This window comes from Pseudomonas sp. J380 (genome assembly GCF_009827115.1).
Classification (GTDB): Bacteria; Pseudomonadota; Gammaproteobacteria; order Pseudomonadales; family Pseudomonadaceae; genus Aquipseudomonas; species Aquipseudomonas paracarnis.
On the sequence record NZ_CP043060.1, the window covers coordinates 1666122 to 1680606 of the forward strand.

At 59.0% G+C, this 14485-nt stretch carries 15 protein-coding genes; 7 read left to right on the forward strand and 8 right to left on the reverse strand.

Annotated features, from left to right (window positions below; all coding sequences use genetic code 11):
* The first annotated feature begins 80 nt into the window (after window positions 1-80).
* On the forward strand, window positions 81-290 hold the full coding sequence (locus FXO12_RS07320; protein WP_057978059.1) for a hypothetical protein: 210 nt from the start codon (window positions 81-83) through the stop codon (window positions 288-290).
* Window positions 291-345: 55 nt separating this feature from the next.
* Here the strand turns inward: FXO12_RS07320 and FXO12_RS07325 are convergent, their stop codons facing one another.
* Both FXO12_RS07325 and FXO12_RS07330 read right to left on the reverse strand, forming a co-directional pair.
* Window positions 346-615 carry a DUF6555 family protein gene (locus tag FXO12_RS07325; protein WP_003190473.1) on the reverse strand — a complete coding sequence of 90 codons (270 nt, stop codon included), beginning with the start codon at window positions 613-615 and terminating at the stop codon, window positions 346-348.
* Between the two features lie 402 nt (window positions 616-1017).
* Window positions 1018-1332, reverse strand: coding sequence for a hypothetical protein (locus FXO12_RS07330; protein WP_034127106.1), 315 nt, complete (start codon window positions 1330-1332; stop codon window positions 1018-1020).
* Window positions 1333-1729: 397 nt separating this feature from the next.
* Between FXO12_RS07330 and cyoA the strand changes: the two genes are divergently transcribed.
* The 5 genes from cyoA to cyoE are packed head-to-tail and all read left to right on the forward strand — an operon-like array spanning window position 1730 to window position 6441.
* Window positions 1730-2653 (forward strand): ubiquinol oxidase subunit II, encoded by a 924-nt coding sequence (cyoA, locus tag FXO12_RS07335; RefSeq protein ID WP_057978061.1) that lies wholly within the window; start codon window positions 1730-1732, stop codon window positions 2651-2653.
* A 2-nt stretch (window positions 2654-2655) separates the two neighbouring features.
* Window positions 2656-4629 carry a cytochrome o ubiquinol oxidase subunit I gene (cyoB, locus tag FXO12_RS07340; RefSeq protein ID WP_057978062.1) on the forward strand — a complete coding sequence of 658 codons (1974 nt, stop codon included), beginning with the start codon at window positions 2656-2658 and terminating at the stop codon, window positions 4627-4629.
* A 3-nt stretch (window positions 4630-4632) separates the two neighbouring features.
* Window positions 4633-5247: a cytochrome o ubiquinol oxidase subunit III gene (locus FXO12_RS07345; RefSeq protein ID WP_054895700.1), complete on the forward strand. Its 615-nt coding sequence runs from the start codon at window positions 4633-4635 to the stop codon at window positions 5245-5247.
* A 1-nt stretch (window position 5248) separates the two neighbouring features.
* Complete coding sequence (cyoD, locus tag FXO12_RS07350) at window positions 5249-5587, forward strand: cytochrome o ubiquinol oxidase subunit IV (protein WP_034127103.1); 339 nt, start codon at window positions 5249-5251, stop codon at window positions 5585-5587.
* Window positions 5545-6441 carry a heme o synthase gene (gene cyoE, locus FXO12_RS07355; protein ID WP_057978064.1) on the forward strand — a complete coding sequence of 299 codons (897 nt, stop codon included), beginning with the start codon at window positions 5545-5547 and terminating at the stop codon, window positions 6439-6441. Before cyoD ends, cyoE begins: the two co-directional genes overlap by 43 nt.
* A 214-nt stretch (window positions 6442-6655) precedes the next feature.
* Here the strand turns inward: cyoE and FXO12_RS07360 are convergent, their stop codons facing one another.
* From FXO12_RS07360 to FXO12_RS07375, 4 genes are all read right to left on the reverse strand, one after another.
* On the reverse strand, window positions 6656-8188 hold the full coding sequence (locus FXO12_RS07360) for a histidine kinase famiy protein (RefSeq protein ID WP_232458755.1): 1533 nt from the start codon (window positions 8186-8188) through the stop codon (window positions 6656-6658).
* Between the two features lie 153 nt (window positions 8189-8341).
* Window positions 8342-8851 carry a ferritin-like domain-containing protein gene (locus FXO12_RS07365; protein ID WP_019821478.1) on the reverse strand — a complete coding sequence of 170 codons (510 nt, stop codon included), beginning with the start codon at window positions 8849-8851 and terminating at the stop codon, window positions 8342-8344.
* A 63-nt stretch (window positions 8852-8914) separates the two neighbouring features.
* The gene (locus FXO12_RS07370; protein ID WP_057978066.1) at window positions 8915-9799 is read right to left on the reverse strand and encodes a manganese catalase family protein; all 885 of its coding nucleotides are present in this window, start codon (window positions 9797-9799) and stop codon (window positions 8915-8917) included.
* A 165-nt stretch (window positions 9800-9964) separates the two neighbouring features.
* The gene (locus tag FXO12_RS07375) at window positions 9965-10195 is read right to left on the reverse strand and encodes a hypothetical protein (RefSeq protein ID WP_054895704.1); all 231 of its coding nucleotides are present in this window, start codon (window positions 10193-10195) and stop codon (window positions 9965-9967) included.
* A gap of 320 nt (window positions 10196-10515) precedes the next feature.
* Between FXO12_RS07375 and FXO12_RS07380 the strand changes: the two genes are divergently transcribed.
* Entirely contained in the window at window positions 10516-10698 is a 183-nt protein-coding gene (locus tag FXO12_RS07380) for a general stress protein (protein ID WP_057978068.1), read from the forward strand.
* Between the two features lie 68 nt (window positions 10699-10766).
* On the opposite strand, the gene FXO12_RS07385 is transcribed toward FXO12_RS07380, so the two are convergent.
* Together FXO12_RS07385 and FXO12_RS07390 are read right to left on the reverse strand one after the other, a co-directional pair.
* Window positions 10767-11885 carry a fimbrial protein gene (locus FXO12_RS07385; protein WP_232458754.1) on the reverse strand — a complete coding sequence of 373 codons (1119 nt, stop codon included), beginning with the start codon at window positions 11883-11885 and terminating at the stop codon, window positions 10767-10769.
* 2 nt (window positions 11886-11887) lie between these two features.
* Window positions 11888-14485 (reverse strand): fimbria/pilus outer membrane usher protein, encoded by a 2598-nt coding sequence (locus tag FXO12_RS07390; protein ID WP_044273270.1) that lies wholly within the window; start codon window positions 14483-14485, stop codon window positions 11888-11890.

The window sequence follows — 14485 nt, forward strand, 5'->3', positions numbered from 1 at the left end:
TGTTTGAATTCTTCCTTTTTAGCAGTTGAAAACGCCCATTTCTTAATCGAGAGTGGCCGTTCATTCAGGGAGGAATCGATGTGATCCATCTACAAGCGAACCGAAGTTGCCTGCAATGCAAACAACCCTACGAATCGACGCTGGATGACCCCGACTTTCTGGTGTCGTCGGCCTCTGACATGCTCTGCCCGGCCTGCAAGCAACACTATGCAACCGACCTGATGAAAGAGGCACTTCAACGCAGCGTGCAAAAGTTGTGCATGTTGCAGGAGCGACGCAAAAAACAGTAAACACGCGCCTCGCCCCTACCGCCACCCGCATGAACACCGTCCATTAAAAATACATTCATTCGGGTGGCGGCGGCACATAGGGCTTTGCAATAAACGGGATACTCCCAGACGGGCGCCATCTTACATTCTCAAGACCGTAGCGCTCGGCCAGCGGTTTACTGATGCGTTTGATCTTTTCATTACGCGACCTGGGAATAATACCAATGCCTGCATCGCAACAGGCCCAATGCCACGCCTCTGCGTTATTCATCACCTCCGCTCTTATAATGAAAGACTTAGGCTCGTGGTGGTATTCGTACTCGATGACATATAAAGAATTTTTCATAACCTCTCCTTCTGATTTTTTGTTATTTGCTCAGAACGAAGGTTCAGAAATTTTAATGTTTTAATGACGACGATCACGCACTTGCTGTTGCACTACCGTTCGTCGGCCTCGCATTAAAAAAATAAAACTGCTCATGCTTCTTTTGTTTCTTAATACTGAGTCTGTTCACTCCAGGCTCTTGGTAAAAACTCCTGTCTTGCCCGCACTCTGTGCGGGCTTTTTTATTTTGCCGCGACGCTACACCCTGTGGCGAGGGAGCTTGCTCCCGTGACGGCCTGGCAGCCGACGCTTGTCTAACTGACGCACCGAGGTCCAAGCTTGCCTGTCGGACCAAAATCCTCGTCGGCTGTCAGGCCGTCATCGCAGGCAAGCCAGCTCCCACATTCAAGATCGCGGAGCCACTCAATCATCGTCGTGCACGTGAGCGTCAGCACAGGGCAGTCGGCCGGACTCACCTCCGGCAATACGTTCCGCCTGATCAATACCGCGTTTGAGCGCGTCATTCACCGTCCATTCGGCACCCGGCAACTGCTTGATGCGTTCAACCACACATTGTCCCGTCGCGGTATAAACACAGAGCAGCACTTCAATATCAGCATCGTCCCGCTCTCGGGCCCTGACTTCGATATGGCAGCCGTTTTCGACTTCCCGGGTGAAGCATTTTTCTTCCAGTGCTTTTGAGACCCAGGCTTTATAGGTGTTGCCACGTATAAACATAGCGCTTCTCCAAAACCGTTAGTGGGGTTGGCCATCAACTAACGACTGAAATCCCTAATCAGAATTCAGACTTTCTGCAAGGCCACCTCCATCATGCACCGATAAAAACCCTTTACCGTTTCGCCTGTTAAACCGTTCGTCAGGCGAGGAAACAAATTGTTAAACCAACCCATCGGGCTCTATTCAAAATGTTCGGGAGCGCGGCGAAATGCGCCCTGCAGAGCGGCAGAAAAAGCCAATAGAACCGGACAGTAGACGCATTTTATCTACTGACGGCAGCTTATTGCCGAATGTTTATCACCTGATGGCTCCTGGTGTTAACAAGCGCTTCGCTTAGTTAACGCGCGAGCACAGATTCGGCACAGCAAAACGCAAGTTTCCAATACAGGAGCAAGGCATGAAACGAGCGATGGGTTATTGCCTGGTCACTATCACCAGCCTCTTCTTACTCACCAGTTGCAACCTAGTGGTATTCAACCCCAAGGGGCAAGTAGCAACCGATGAGCGCGACCTGATTATTCTCGCTACGGGCCTGATGCTGCTGGTGGTCGTTCCGGTGATTGTGATGATGTTTGTCTTCGCCTACCGCTACCGCGCCACCAATAAAAAAGCGCGTTACTCCCCCCGCTGGGCCAGTTCGCACAAAATCGAAGCGGTGGTATGGGGCGTTCCCCTGCTGATCATCATCGTCCTGGGGTGGGTCACGTGGGAGACCACCCACGCACTCGACCCCTATCGCCCGCTGGAGTCAGACACCCCGCCGATCAATGTGCAGGTGGTGGCCACCGACTGGAAATGGCTGTTTATCTACCCTGACCTGGGCATCGCCAGCGTCAACGAACTGGCCCTGCCGGTGCACACGCCGGTGAGTTTCACCGTCACCTCCGACGCGGCCATGACCTCGTTCTTTATTCCCGCACTCGGCGGGCAGATCTACGCCATGGCCGGCATGCAGACCAAGTTGCACCTGATCGCCAACGAAACCGGTGAGTTCAGAGGGATTGCCGCCAACTACAACGGCCCCGGTTTTTCCGACATGCATTTCACCACGCTGTCCCTGAGCACTGCCGACTTTCAAACCTGGGTGACAAAGGTCAAGGGCGCGGCCACCTCTCTGGACCACAGCGCTTACGCGCAATTGGCCAAGCCCACCCTCAAGCACCCGGTGACCTATTACTCGGCGGTACAGGAGCGCTTGTTCCTGGACATCGTCGATAAATACGAGGGCATGAACAAGGCCAATAAACCCCGGCGCTCGCCATTGAGCGACGCTGCACAACGCACCGATCAACACCCAAGTCTGCTGGCTGAGGAGCGGTAACCATGTTCGGAAAACTGTCGTGGGACGCGATCCCAACCACTGAACCCATTGTGATGTACACCCTGGCCGTCGTGGGCCTGATCGGGGTGGCGCTGGTGGGCTCGATCACCTGGAAACGCAAGTGGGGTTATTTGTGGCGCGAGTGGTTCACCTCGGTGGACCACAAGAAGATCGGTTGCATGTACATCGTCGTCGCCCTGGTGATGCTGCTGCGCGGGTTTTCTGATGCGATCATGATGCGCACCCAGCAAGCCATGGCCGCCAGCGGCGGGCCGGGTTACCTGCCGCCGGAACATTACGACCAGATCTTCACCGCCCACGGTGTGATCATGATCTTCTTCATGGCCATGCCCTTCGTGGTCGGCTTGATGAATATCGTCGTGCCGTTGCAGATCGGCGCTCGCGATGTGGCTTATCCGTTTCTCAACGCCCTGAGTTTCTGGCTGTTCGTGGTGGGTGCGGCGCTGGTGAATATTTCGCTGGGGGTCGGTGAGTTCGCGCGCACCGGCTGGGTCGCGTATCCGCCGTTATCCGAGCTGGGCTACAGCCCCGGCGTCGGCGTGGATTACTACATCTGGTCATTGCAGATATCCGGTATCGGCACGCTGCTCACGGGGGTGAATTTCTTCGTCACCATCCTGAAGATGCGCACCGAAGGCATGACGCTGTTCAAGATGCCGGTGTTCACCTGGAACGCGCTGTGCACCTCGGTGCTGATTCTGGCGGCATTCCCGATCCTCACCGCCACCCTGCTGATGCTGACCCTGGACCGCTATCTGGGCATGCATTTTTTCACCAACGAGGCCGGCGGCAACCCGATGATGTACGTGAACCTCATCTGGGCCTGGGGGCATCCGGAGGTGTACATCCTGATCCTGCCCGCGTTCGGGGTGTTTTCCGAGATTGCCGCCACCTTCAGCAGCAAGCGGCTGTTCGGCTACGTGTCGCTGGTATGGGCGACCATCGCGATCACCGTGTTGTCGTTCATCGTGTGGCTGCATCACTTTTTCACCATGGGCGCGGGGGGCAACGTCAACGCGTTCTTCGGCATCATGACGATGATCATCGCGGTGCCGACCGGGGTGAAAATCTTCACTTGGCTGTTCACCATGTACCGCGGCCGTGTGCGCTTCGAAACGCCCATGCTGTGGACCCTGGGCTTTATCGTGACCTTCAGCATCGGCGGCATGACCGGGGTGCTGCTGGCGGTGCCCGGGGCCGATTTCCTGCTGCACAACAGCCTGTTCCTGATCGCGCACTTTCACAACGTGATCATCGGTGGTGCGGTGTTCGGCTATATGGCCGGCCTGACGTATTGGTTCCCCAAGGCGTTCGGTTTCCGCTTGAACGACAAGCTGGGCCGCATCGCCTTCTGGTGCTGGCTGGTGGGCTTTTATTTCGCGTTCATGCCCTCCTACGTGCTGGGTTTCATGGGCATGACGCGCCGTCTCAATCATTTCGACAACCCCGAGTGGCGGCCCTGGCTGCTGCTGGAGCTGGTGGGGGTGGCAATCATCCTCTGCGGCGTGGCGGCGCAAGCCTTGCAATTGTTTGTCAGCATCCGCAACCGTCATCAATACCGCGACCGCACCGGCGATCCGTGGGACGGGCGCACCCTGGAATGGGCCACCGCGTCTCCCCCGCCGCTGTACAACTTCGCCGAGCAGCCCAAGGTCAATGACCTGGACGCGTACTGGGGCATGAAGGAGCGCGGCGTCAGCACCCTGAGCCACACCGACTATCGGAGCATCCATATGCCGCGCAATACCGCGTCGGGCCTGGTCATCAGCCTGTTTGCGCTGGTCTGCAGCTTTGCGTTGGTGTGGCACATCTGGTGGTTGGCGGCGTTCGGCCTGGTGGCCTCGGTGGTCGCGTTCGTGGTGCGCAGCTACGACGAAGACACCGATTACTTCGTGCCCGCCCAGGAAGTCGCGCGCATCGAAACGGCCCGTCTCAAAGACCTGGCGGAGGCTTGACCCATGTCCAATATCGTTATGGAAAAAGACATTGCCCATACCCACGAACAAGGGCATGAAGACGCCGGTTCCCTGAGCCTGTTCGGGTTCTGGATCTACCTGATGACCGACTGCATCCTGTTCGCGACCTTGTTCGCCGGCTACGCCGTATTGCGCGACAGCGTGGCGGGCGGGCCGTCGAGCATGGATATTTTCGAACTGCCCTATGTGCTGGCCGAAACCATGCTGCTGCTGTTGAGCAGTATCACCTACGGCTACGCCATGCTCGCCATGAACCACGGCAAGCAACGCGATGTGCTGCGCTGGCTGGGGCTCACGTTCGTGTTGGGCGCGGGCTTTATCGCCATGGAGATCAACGAATTCCACCACCTGATCGAAGAAGGCTACGGGCCGGACCGCAGCGGCTTCCTGACGGCCTTCTTCACCCTCGTCGGCACCCACGGCGCGCACGTGTTCACCGGGCTGATCTGGATGGCGGTGCTGATGGTCCAGGTCAAGCAACGCGGCCTGACCAGCACCAACGCCACCCGGCTCAGTTGCCTGAGCCTGTTCTGGCACTTTTTGGACGTGGTGTGGATCTGCGTCTTTACCGTGGTCTATCTGTTGGGGGTGGTGTGACATGTACAAGCAAAGCTCGCTTCACAGCAGTGCCGGTACCAGCCATGGCAGCAGTCGCTCCTATCTGGTCGGGTTCCTGGTGTCAGTACTGCTCACCCTGATTCCGTTCGCCCTGGTGATGTTCCCGTCACTGCCGCGCACCGTCACCGCCTGGTTGGTAGTGGCGTTGGGCGCGATACAAATCGTGGTCCACCTCAAGTTCTTCCTGCACCTGGACACGGCCGAAGAACAACGCTGGAACCTGATTGCGCTGATTTTCTCGGCGGTCATCATTCTTCTGTTGGTGGGGCTTTCGTTATGGATCATGGACAGTATTCATCACAACATGCTGGCGCACTGAAACACTGGCGGGGGCTGTTCAATACCGCTATCGAGCTCACCAAGCCGGGCATTATTGTCGGCAACCTGGCGTCGGTGCTGGGCGGTTACCTGCTCGCCGCCAGCGGGCATGTGGCCACGGTGACGCACGGGCTTGCCACACTGCTCGGCACGGCCCTGGTGATCGGTTGCGGCTGTGTCATCAACAACTGCATTGACCGCGACATCGACCGGCGCATGGTGCGCACCTGTCATCGGCCATTGGCACTGCGCACCATCAGCGTGTCCACTGCCGCAGGCTATGGGATCGTCCTGGGCACCTGCGGTTTTGGCTTGCTGTGGGCCGGCAGCAATGCGCTGGCGTGTGGGCTGGCAATGGTCGGGCTGGTGATCTATGCGGGGGTCTACACCTACTGGCTCAAGCGACGCTCCCACTGGGCCACCTTGATCGGCAGCGTCTCCGGGGCGATGCCACCGGTGATCGGCTATTGCGCGGTCACCGGGCGGTTTGACCTCACGGCCATGCTACTGATCGCGGTGTTCTGTTGTTGGCAGATGCCGCATTCACACGCCATCACCGTGATGCGCCGCGAGGATTTCCGCGCCGCAGGCCTGCCGCTGTTGAGCCTGGCCCAAGCCCATCGGCAGATCCAGGCGTACATGCTGGCCTTCCTCGCCAGCGCCCTGATGCTAGGCGCGGTGGCGCAGATGGCGGCGTTGTATTTCGTAGTGATGCTCGGGCTGGGGGGTTATTGGCTAACTCTCGCGGCCAGCGGTACACGCCTCGCTGACCCGACCGGCTGGGCACGCAGGATATTCGGGTTTTCGATTGTGTTGGTGCTGGCGCTTGACCTGGCGCTGGCGGTGCTGAGGTAGCTTTGTGGGCGGCGCCCTCGAGGGATGCAATGCTCAAAGCAACAAAGATCTCCTGTGGGAGCGGGCTTGCCCGCGAAGACGTCGGCCCACCCAACATTGATGTTGACTGACCCGCCGCTATCGCAGGCAAGCCAGCTCCCACAGGGGATTGCGCTTAACTGAATGGCATTGGGGCAAGCCCGCTCCCACATTTTGAGCGCATTGGCCTGCTCGATCAGGCATCGAGCACCGCCCGGATTTTGCGCGGCAAATCAGCAGGCTGATACGGCTTGGGAATCAACTCGAACTCATGCACCTCTATCTCCGCGCGGGCCAATGCGTCTTTCGCATAGCCGGTAGTCAGCAAGATCCTGATGTGCGGATACAAGCGCGACACCTCCCGCGCCAACGCTGCGCCATTCATCGCGCCGGGCATGATCAAGTCACTGAACACCAGGTCATACGTCGCCTGCTTGAGCATGCCCAACGCCTCGGCGGCATTGAGGGCGATGTCCGTGTGGTAACCGTAGTCAGACAGAATGACCTGCGCCAACTCGGCCACCTCGGGCCGGTCCTCCACGATCAGGATGCGTTCGTTACCTTGCGGTGAGATGGCTGTGGGGGGCTGCTCGACCCACAGCTGGCTGTCATCTGCAGGAAAGTACAAGCGAATCGTCGTACCGATGCCCGGGTCTGAATGAATCCGCGCCGTGCCGCCCGATTGCTTGACGAAGCCGTACACCATCGACAACCCCAGGCCCGAGCCCTGGCCTTCTTCCTTGGTGGTGAAGAACGGCTGCATGACTTTGTCCTGAATACCTGCGTCGATGCCGTTGCCGTTATCCGAGACCGAAATGCTCACGTAACAGCCCTCGGTCAACCCATCACGCTCGGCACCGACATCGCCCGGTACCTGGACGTTGCAGGTCTGGACGGTTACCGCTGGGTCCGCACGCCCGCGCAAAGCATCCTGGGCATTGGATAACAGGTGCTGCACTGCCAGCTCCGCCTGGACAGGGTCGATGCGGCAGTTCCACAAATCGTCGGCAAGTTCTACATGCAACTCGACGCCCTGCAGCGCACGTGCCATGAATTCGGGGCGGCTGAGCAAGCTGTTCAAGTTGATCACCCGACTGTCGAGCCGTTGCTTGCGCGAAAACGCCAGCAACTGCTGGGTCAGGGTCTGAGCTTTTTCCGCCGCTGCCCTGGCACGGCTGGCACTGTTGACGATGCGCTGCGGATCGCTACCGGGGCGCTTGGCGCTCTGCTGGATCAAGTCGAGATAACCCATCATCACTTGCAGCAGGTTATTGAAGTCATGGGCAATGCCACCGGTCAGTTGCCCCAGCGCTTCCAGGTCTTGTGCGCGACGCACGCGCTGTTCGGCATCGTGACGCCGGCTCACGTCCAGCTGCGATGCGAAAAAATACACCAGTTGCCCACGTTCGTTGAACAACGGCGAAATGAACAGCTCGTTCCAGAAGGTCGAGCCATCCTTGCGGTAGTTGAGCACCTCGACACAGGCCTCATGGTGCTGCTCAACCGCGCGCTGCACCTGGTGCAGCGCGTTTTTGTCGGTTTGAGGCCCCTGCAAGAACCTGCAATTACGTCCGATCACTTCGTCCAGTTCAAAGCCTGTCAGGGTCAGGAACGCCTGGTTGGCAAAGATGATCGGATTATCAGGCCCCGCGGGGTCGGTCACGATCATTGCACTGTGGCTGGCTTGCATGGCCGCAAAGAACAGGTCTTTGCGGCTGGCAGACAGCATTGCCAATTCCATACCGTCGACCACAGGCTTCTTCTTTGTCGCCAAGGTTCACCTCCAGATACGTGGTACGTGTTCCATGGACCGTGAAAACGCTGCGCAGTGCCATCTTGTGCCGAGCGGACGCGGCGCCCCCCAAGGGCACCGCACGTGTCATTAACGCTTGGCTTGTGTGTCAGGCGCCTCAGAGCGTTGCAAAAACGCTTGCGTAAGCTCTGGCAAGTGCTCGAGCAACCACTGAGCCATGGCGACTTCCTGGGGTAGAATCTTTTCGCACGCCGCTTGTGTCTCGGCGTCACCCGCTGCCTTCGCGGCCGCGATGAGCACCGTGTAGCTGGCCACTTCCATATTTTCAAACACGTAGCCGGCCATCGCGCCCTTGATCACCTCGTCACTCATCAGCGAGCCACCGACCGCCTGACCGAAAGCCATCAGCTTGCCGCCCACGTCTTTAAGGGTCGAAGCACTGCCTCCCAAACGCGTCAGGCATTCGTCAATCAGTTGCTGCTGCCCAAGGGTTTCCTCAATGTGCTCGTCGATTCGCGCCTTTAGTTGGGGGTAATTCTCCAGGCGCTCGGACTGTGCCTTGAGCATTTTCTCGGCCTGTTGCTCCATCGCATGGGCATCACGTAGCCAGTCGAGCAGGTTTTCCTGTGGGGTTGCCATGTCGTTGTCCTCGTCAAGAAAGTCGAAAGCACCGCACGCCCTTCAGCGTGCGGCTGTTCTCAATCAAAGGTCGGGCTTGGGCTTGAGGCCCGCCCCCAGGTCAGCGCCGGTGGTGGGGTCGCTGGTGGGGTCCGAGAGCGTGCGGATTTTCATCGCGCTCAGCACCGCTTCATCGTCGGCGTCCAACTGCACGCTGGCGGTGCCGTCACCGCCATCGACCGCCGGTTGTGGGTTTTCCACAAACTCCCAACCGTCACCCTGGTTCCAGGGCCCGCGCAGGTTCTCCGCGCCTTGGGACATGTTGAAGTACACCTGCGTGAACTCCGGTTTGCCCGGCAACTTGCCCTGGGGAAAATTCGGCTGGATCGCATGCAGCGCTTTTTCGAAGGATATCTGGTGAGCGATTTCCCGCGTCATCAAAAACCCCAGCGCATCTTTTACACCCGCGTCATCAGTGACGTTCATCAACCGCTCATAGACAATTTTGGCCCGGGCTTCGGCGGCGATATTCGAGCGCATGTCTGCGGTGGGTTCACCAATAGTGTCGATGTAGGCGGCGGTCCACGGCACGCCGGCAGAGTTGGTCAAAGGCGAACCCGCCCCGTACAGCAGGCTGGTGATATGCGAGTCATTGCCGGCGCCATTGAGGGCACGATACAACTCGCCCTCCTCTTCCACGCCTTCGGCCATTCGCCCCTTGGCGCCCTTGTTGAGCATGACGATGATGGAGCCGACGATCTCCAGATGGCTGAGTTCTTCGGTGGCGATGTCCATCAGCAAATCTTTGCGCCCCGGATCGTCTTCCGCCAAGGCTTGGGTGAAGTAACGGGACGCGGCGGCCAACTCACCTTGGGCGCCGCCAAACTGCTCGAGCAAAAGGTTGGCCAGGCCCGGATTGGGCTCGGCGACGCGGACGGTGTATTGAAGTCGCTTGTTATGTAGAAACATGAACAAATCTCCTCAGGCTTACGGAAAAAGGCGCCCTGCTGGAATGCGCGCCTACCTTGCATGGGAAGTGGCCTGCGCGTGGAAAATTTCAAAATAAACCGACGCCTCACGACCAGCGGTAATGCGCTGCAGGCCAAGCGAAACGGCACTTGTAGCGCAGTTCTCTCAATCGGCGCCGTGGTTTTCCGACTCGGGCACGGCGTCGATGCCGGGCGTACCGTTGGCGGGCTTGATGCTGGCGTCAGCGGGCGTTGCGGCGCTGTCGGGATGGTCCCAATCGGTGGTCGCGTTGGGGTCTTCGTCGCGCCCGGCAGTGCCGATGACGCAACCGTCTTCATTGGGTGCGTCTGGATGCTCGAGCGGCCGGTACTGTGGGTTGGATGGGTTGTGTTTCATGGCTGAAAAGCTCCCGTTCACAGGTTAGGAACCTCGTTGGAACCACACCCTTTTTTGGAGTGCGACGAAAAAGACGAATGGCAGGACCGTTAACTAAACCAGCAGTTTCGATCTGATTAATATCAAAGCGCTGGCCGGCAATAAAAGTTATACGAAGCGGCGCATCAACCAAGTTTCTGTATAACTTTTTCAGCGAAATTACCGTTCGTCGCCGGTTAGAAAAATCGGTAAAACATTTTTCAAAAAGCCAATATCGGAATAAGTGTCCGTTGCGAAACGGCCAACTAACGAAACGCAAACTTAGCGACTGGAGAACTATCATGACTACAGGTAATAAAAACCCGGGCAACTTTGCCAATGATCGCGAAAAAGCCTCCGAAGCCGGTAAAAAAGGCGGCCAAGCGTCGGGCGGGAACTTCGCCAACGACCGTGAAAAAGCCTCGGAAGCCGGCCGTAAAGGTGGGCAGCACAGCCATGGCGTCGGTCGGAAGTCGGGTTCTTGAGTAACGGTGGGAGGGGCAGCCTGGCTGCCCCTTCAAACCAAACGCACAGAACATAAGTGACATATTCATCACTGATAAATAATCGTAAACGTCGCCGACGCATTGGCCGGGCCTGGCGTGACTCGGTTGGCGGTTTGCAGATAACGGGCACGCAAGCGGATGTTGTAGCTGGACTCGAAGGACAGTGGGTTAATACCGCTGGCCCGATTCATCCCCAGGGGTACCGGGGTACTGTCTAGTGTCGCTACTTGGATGCCGACTCCGCTTGCGGCAGGCGAATTACCTGTGCCTGTGGGATCAATGCTCAGCACGCCCGTACTGGCATTGATCGCCGGGCGCGAGGAGTCGATGCGAAATTGCAGGGTGTTACCCGCTAGGGTTCCGCCGGAGCCAACGCCGGTGGGTGAATTACCACTTTGCGAAAGCCAGCCAGGTCCGGTGGTGGAATAGGTGCCATGGAACGCCGGGCAATCATTCAAGTTGATGGAAAAATCTGTCCACCCTGTGGCGCTGTTAAGCCCGGTGAACTTATTGGTCAAGTGCGTCCCCATCGGCACTGAAACATCCGGCGTACTGCAGGTGCGCGAGACAATCTGGATACTGCCGGAGATGCCCATCCTGAAACCCTGCATCCTGGCATCGCCGAAGTTGCCAAACAGGCTCACGACCGGCAATGAGCTGCCCGCCAATACACCTGGCGTTACTTCCCCTAGTTTGATCAGTATCAATTCGAAGTTCGAAGGTCCATCAAACGGAATCAGGCAGCGAGAGCCCGATGTGCAGGCAGTCCAGGATTTGTTGGTTTGCCTGGGCAACACGCCGCCGAGACTATTGATAACCACCCCCAGCCCTGGAATTCGGGTTCTGTAGACCTTGTTGGCATAGGGGCCGCTGGACCAATTGGCTGAGCCAGAAGTCGCCTCGACCGTCAACTCGGTCCACTGTTGAAACGGAGCAAACCGGCAGTCCAGCTCGGGTGCCTGGCCCAAGGCCATGCTGAAGCGCTGTCGATAGACTTCGGCGCCCACCGGCACATCACGTCCGACGGTAATCGCCGAGACCTGCAATGGCATGTTGCCCACTGCGGCCTGGATACCGTTGTTATATGTACAGGTCACTGCCATGGCCGTATCGGCCATCGCCCAAAGTGCCGCCAGCGCTAGGCTGGGTTTGATCAAAGCGCCCATGTTCATAACGGTACCTTTTGCATGTTGTTGGGCGGCGTGCTGCCCGCGACCTGTTTGCCGGCGGCGCAAATAGCGTCCACCTGCTGCAATTGCTGGCCCTCGCCGGGGCCGGGAGGAATCATCAGGGCACACTGTTGATGGGTCTTGCTGCCCCAGTTGATCAACAACTGGCGGGTTTCTGGCTTGATCCGGGCATAGAGCAGACCGCCCTGCCCGACCATCCCCACCGAGGCGCCTTCGCCGTCGGTCACGCCTGCGCCAAATGGCAAGCTGCTGCCATCGTCCAGGCGCACATTGAGCAGCACCGCACGGCCCTGATTAGTGGTGTATTTAAGATGCACCACGGCGCCAGCGCGTGGGGCGACTTGTTGGCTGGTCTCGTTGAGTTCGACATCCAGCGAACTGCCAATCGGGTCGATGGCCACCTCGTTCAGCTCATAAGGCCGCAGGTACGGCACCACGGCATTGCCGCGACTGTCGAGCGTCAGGCCGGGGTACCCCGAAACCTTGGCGCCCGCGGCACCCGGCGCACTGACCACCGCCATGGTTTCGCCGCGGTACGGCGTCATGGTCACGCCCTCTGCATGGGCCACCACGGTGCCGCTGGCGCCCATCGAGGCGCTGGTATAGCCATCGCCACGCCCCAGTGCCGCACTGAGCATGGCTCGCCCACCCGTGTACTGACCGTTAAGCGCGGCGCTCTTGCTGTGGTTGGCGCCGTCATGGCCGAAATTGGCGCTATAGCCATATTGACGGTCTTGGCCGGCGGTGCCGCTGATACCGGCCTGCTCACTGTAATTGCCTTGGGTATCGCGGCCCACCTGCGCGGTTATTTGCGGAGTGTTACCCGACGCGCCGAAATCCAGGGGCATGCTCATGGTCAGCAAAAAGCTGTTCTCCATGTCGCCCAGCCCCATGCGGCTGCGGTTGGCATTCACACTGAAGCTGACGCGGTTGAACTGCTTGCTGTAGCTGAACTGGTACTGCACATCACTGCCCGGCTGATTCCAGTAGTTTTGCGCGTAACCGCTGATGGAGACTTGCCCCCAAGCCCCAAGGTTCTGGTCGGCGGTCACCGAAAAACGGCTGCGCGGGCGACCGAACATGCTCGAATCCCAGCCATTTTTCTCGGCATCCAGCAGTTGGATGGCGTTGCTGAAATCCAGGTAGTCCTGAGTGGAAAACCGATAGGCTGCCAGCGAGAAGTTACTGCCGGTACTGAGCACATTCTTGCTGTACGACACCCGCATGCTCTGGCCCTTGGCAGCGCCGCCGGCCAGGTCGGTCTGGGCGTGCGTGATGTCCACGGCCATCGCACCGATGGGTGTGCCGAACGCCAGGCCGGTGAGCACCGCCGTGTAGTCATCGCTCGATTGCAGACCGGCAAAACCGGTGAAGGTATTGTTCAAGCCGTACTGCACAGTCCCTTGCAGCAGGCGCGCCTGATCGTCGACGAAGTTGTTGCGGGTTTCACCCGCAGTGAGGCTGAACCGCGAGGTGCCGGGGCGCAGCAACTGGCTGACCGAGGCGTAGGGCACGATAAAGTTCTGCTCAGTGCCGTCGGCTTCGGCCACGCTCACGCTGAGGTCGCCACCATAGCCGGTGGAGTACAGGTCATCGATCACGAACGCGCCGGGCGCCACGGTGGTTTCCAGCAAGATATTGCCGGCCTGGCGAATGGTTACCCGCGCATTGGTGCGGGCAATACCCCGGATGACCGGCGCATACCCGCGCATCGAATCGGGCAGCATGCGGTCGTCAGTGGACAGTTGCACACCGCGGTAGGACAAGGTGTCGAAGATCTCGCCGGTGGTGTTGGACTCACCCACCGTCAGTTGGCTTTTCAACGCGGTGATATCACGCTGGGCGTATGTGTCCAGAGCCTGGTACCGGCTGCCCAAACGTGACTGCCAGCTCATGGACGCGTTGTGGCGCAGGCGCCAGTCCCCCAGGTTCAGGCCCGCGTTGAGGCCCATGAACGCCGAATCGGAGTTGCCACTGCGGGTGCGGTTACGATTGGCGTTGAAGTTGTAGCTGAGCATGGCGGCCGTCACGCCACGGTCCCACAACTGCGGGCTGACGTAACCCCGCGCATTACGCTTGAGCGCCACCTGGGGAATGCTCAAGTCCAGCGCCTGGTTCTCTGGGGAGAAGTTCGCGGTAGCGCCAGGGATTACCTGCCCCACTGCCGGGCACGCCTGACTGTCGAGCATCGTGCTGGCCTCGGGCGTAAGGCTGGCCATTTGCACACCCTGGCGCTCAAGCAAGCCACGGTTCATACACACCACCGGCTTGCTGCCGTCGGCCTGGGCGTCAATGCGAATATCCTGCCGGTTGTTCAGTTGCCCGTTGAGGATGATGTCGGCTCGGTATTGGCCTGGCATCACCGGGTTGCCGGCCTGGTAGGCACTCAGGTCAAGATTGCGCGAGTCTTCGGGCAGGAAGGCGTCATTAAACTGCACTTCTTGCGCCAGTGCGCCTTGCATGCCCCACACGCCTGGAGCAATGGCCAATGCCTTGAGGATCAGGGCAGTGAGCGGATTCAAGGCGAAGCGAGGCCGCGCCCGCAGAAAAAGCCTGGAGCAAGAAAAGGTCGACAT

Bases quoted from the DNA above. Each gene is read 5' to 3' on its own strand.
- FXO12_RS07325 (WP_003190473.1), bottom strand. From the start codon at position 615: ATGAAAAATTCTTTATATGTCATCGAGTACGAATACCACCACGAGCCT.
- FXO12_RS07330 (WP_034127106.1), bottom strand. From the start codon at position 1,332: ATGTTTATACGTGGCAACACCTATAAAGCCTGGGTCTCAAAAGCACTG.
- cyoA (WP_057978061.1), top strand. From the start codon at position 1,730: ATGAAACGAGCGATGGGTTATTGCCTGGTCACTATCACCAGCCTCTTC.
- cyoB (WP_057978062.1), top strand. From the start codon at position 2,656: ATGTTCGGAAAACTGTCGTGGGACGCGATCCCAACCACTGAACCCATT.
- FXO12_RS07345 (WP_054895700.1), top strand. From the start codon at position 4,633: ATGTCCAATATCGTTATGGAAAAAGACATTGCCCATACCCACGAACAA.
- cyoD (WP_034127103.1), top strand. From the start codon at position 5,249: ATGTACAAGCAAAGCTCGCTTCACAGCAGTGCCGGTACCAGCCATGGC.
- cyoE (WP_057978064.1), top strand. From the start codon at position 5,545: ATGGATCATGGACAGTATTCATCACAACATGCTGGCGCACTGAAACAC.
- FXO12_RS07360 (WP_232458755.1), bottom strand. From the start codon at position 8,188: ATGCTGTCTGCCAGCCGCAAAGACCTGTTCTTTGCGGCCATGCAAGCC.
- FXO12_RS07365 (WP_019821478.1), bottom strand. From the start codon at position 8,851: ATGGCAACCCCACAGGAAAACCTGCTCGACTGGCTACGTGATGCCCAT.
- FXO12_RS07370 (WP_057978066.1), bottom strand. From the start codon at position 9,799: ATGTTTCTACATAACAAGCGACTTCAATACACCGTCCGCGTCGCCGAG.
- FXO12_RS07375 (WP_054895704.1), bottom strand. From the start codon at position 10,195: ATGAAACACAACCCATCCAACCCACAGTACCGGCCGCTCGAGCATCCA.
- FXO12_RS07380 (WP_057978068.1), top strand. From the start codon at position 10,516: ATGACTACAGGTAATAAAAACCCGGGCAACTTTGCCAATGATCGCGAA.
- FXO12_RS07385 (WP_232458754.1), bottom strand. From the start codon at position 11,885: ATGGGCGCTTTGATCAAACCCAGCCTAGCGCTGGCGGCACTTTGGGCG.
- FXO12_RS07390 (WP_044273270.1), bottom strand. From the start codon at position 14,485: ATGTCGACCTTTTCTTGCTCCAGGCTTTTTCTGCGGGCGCGGCCTCGC.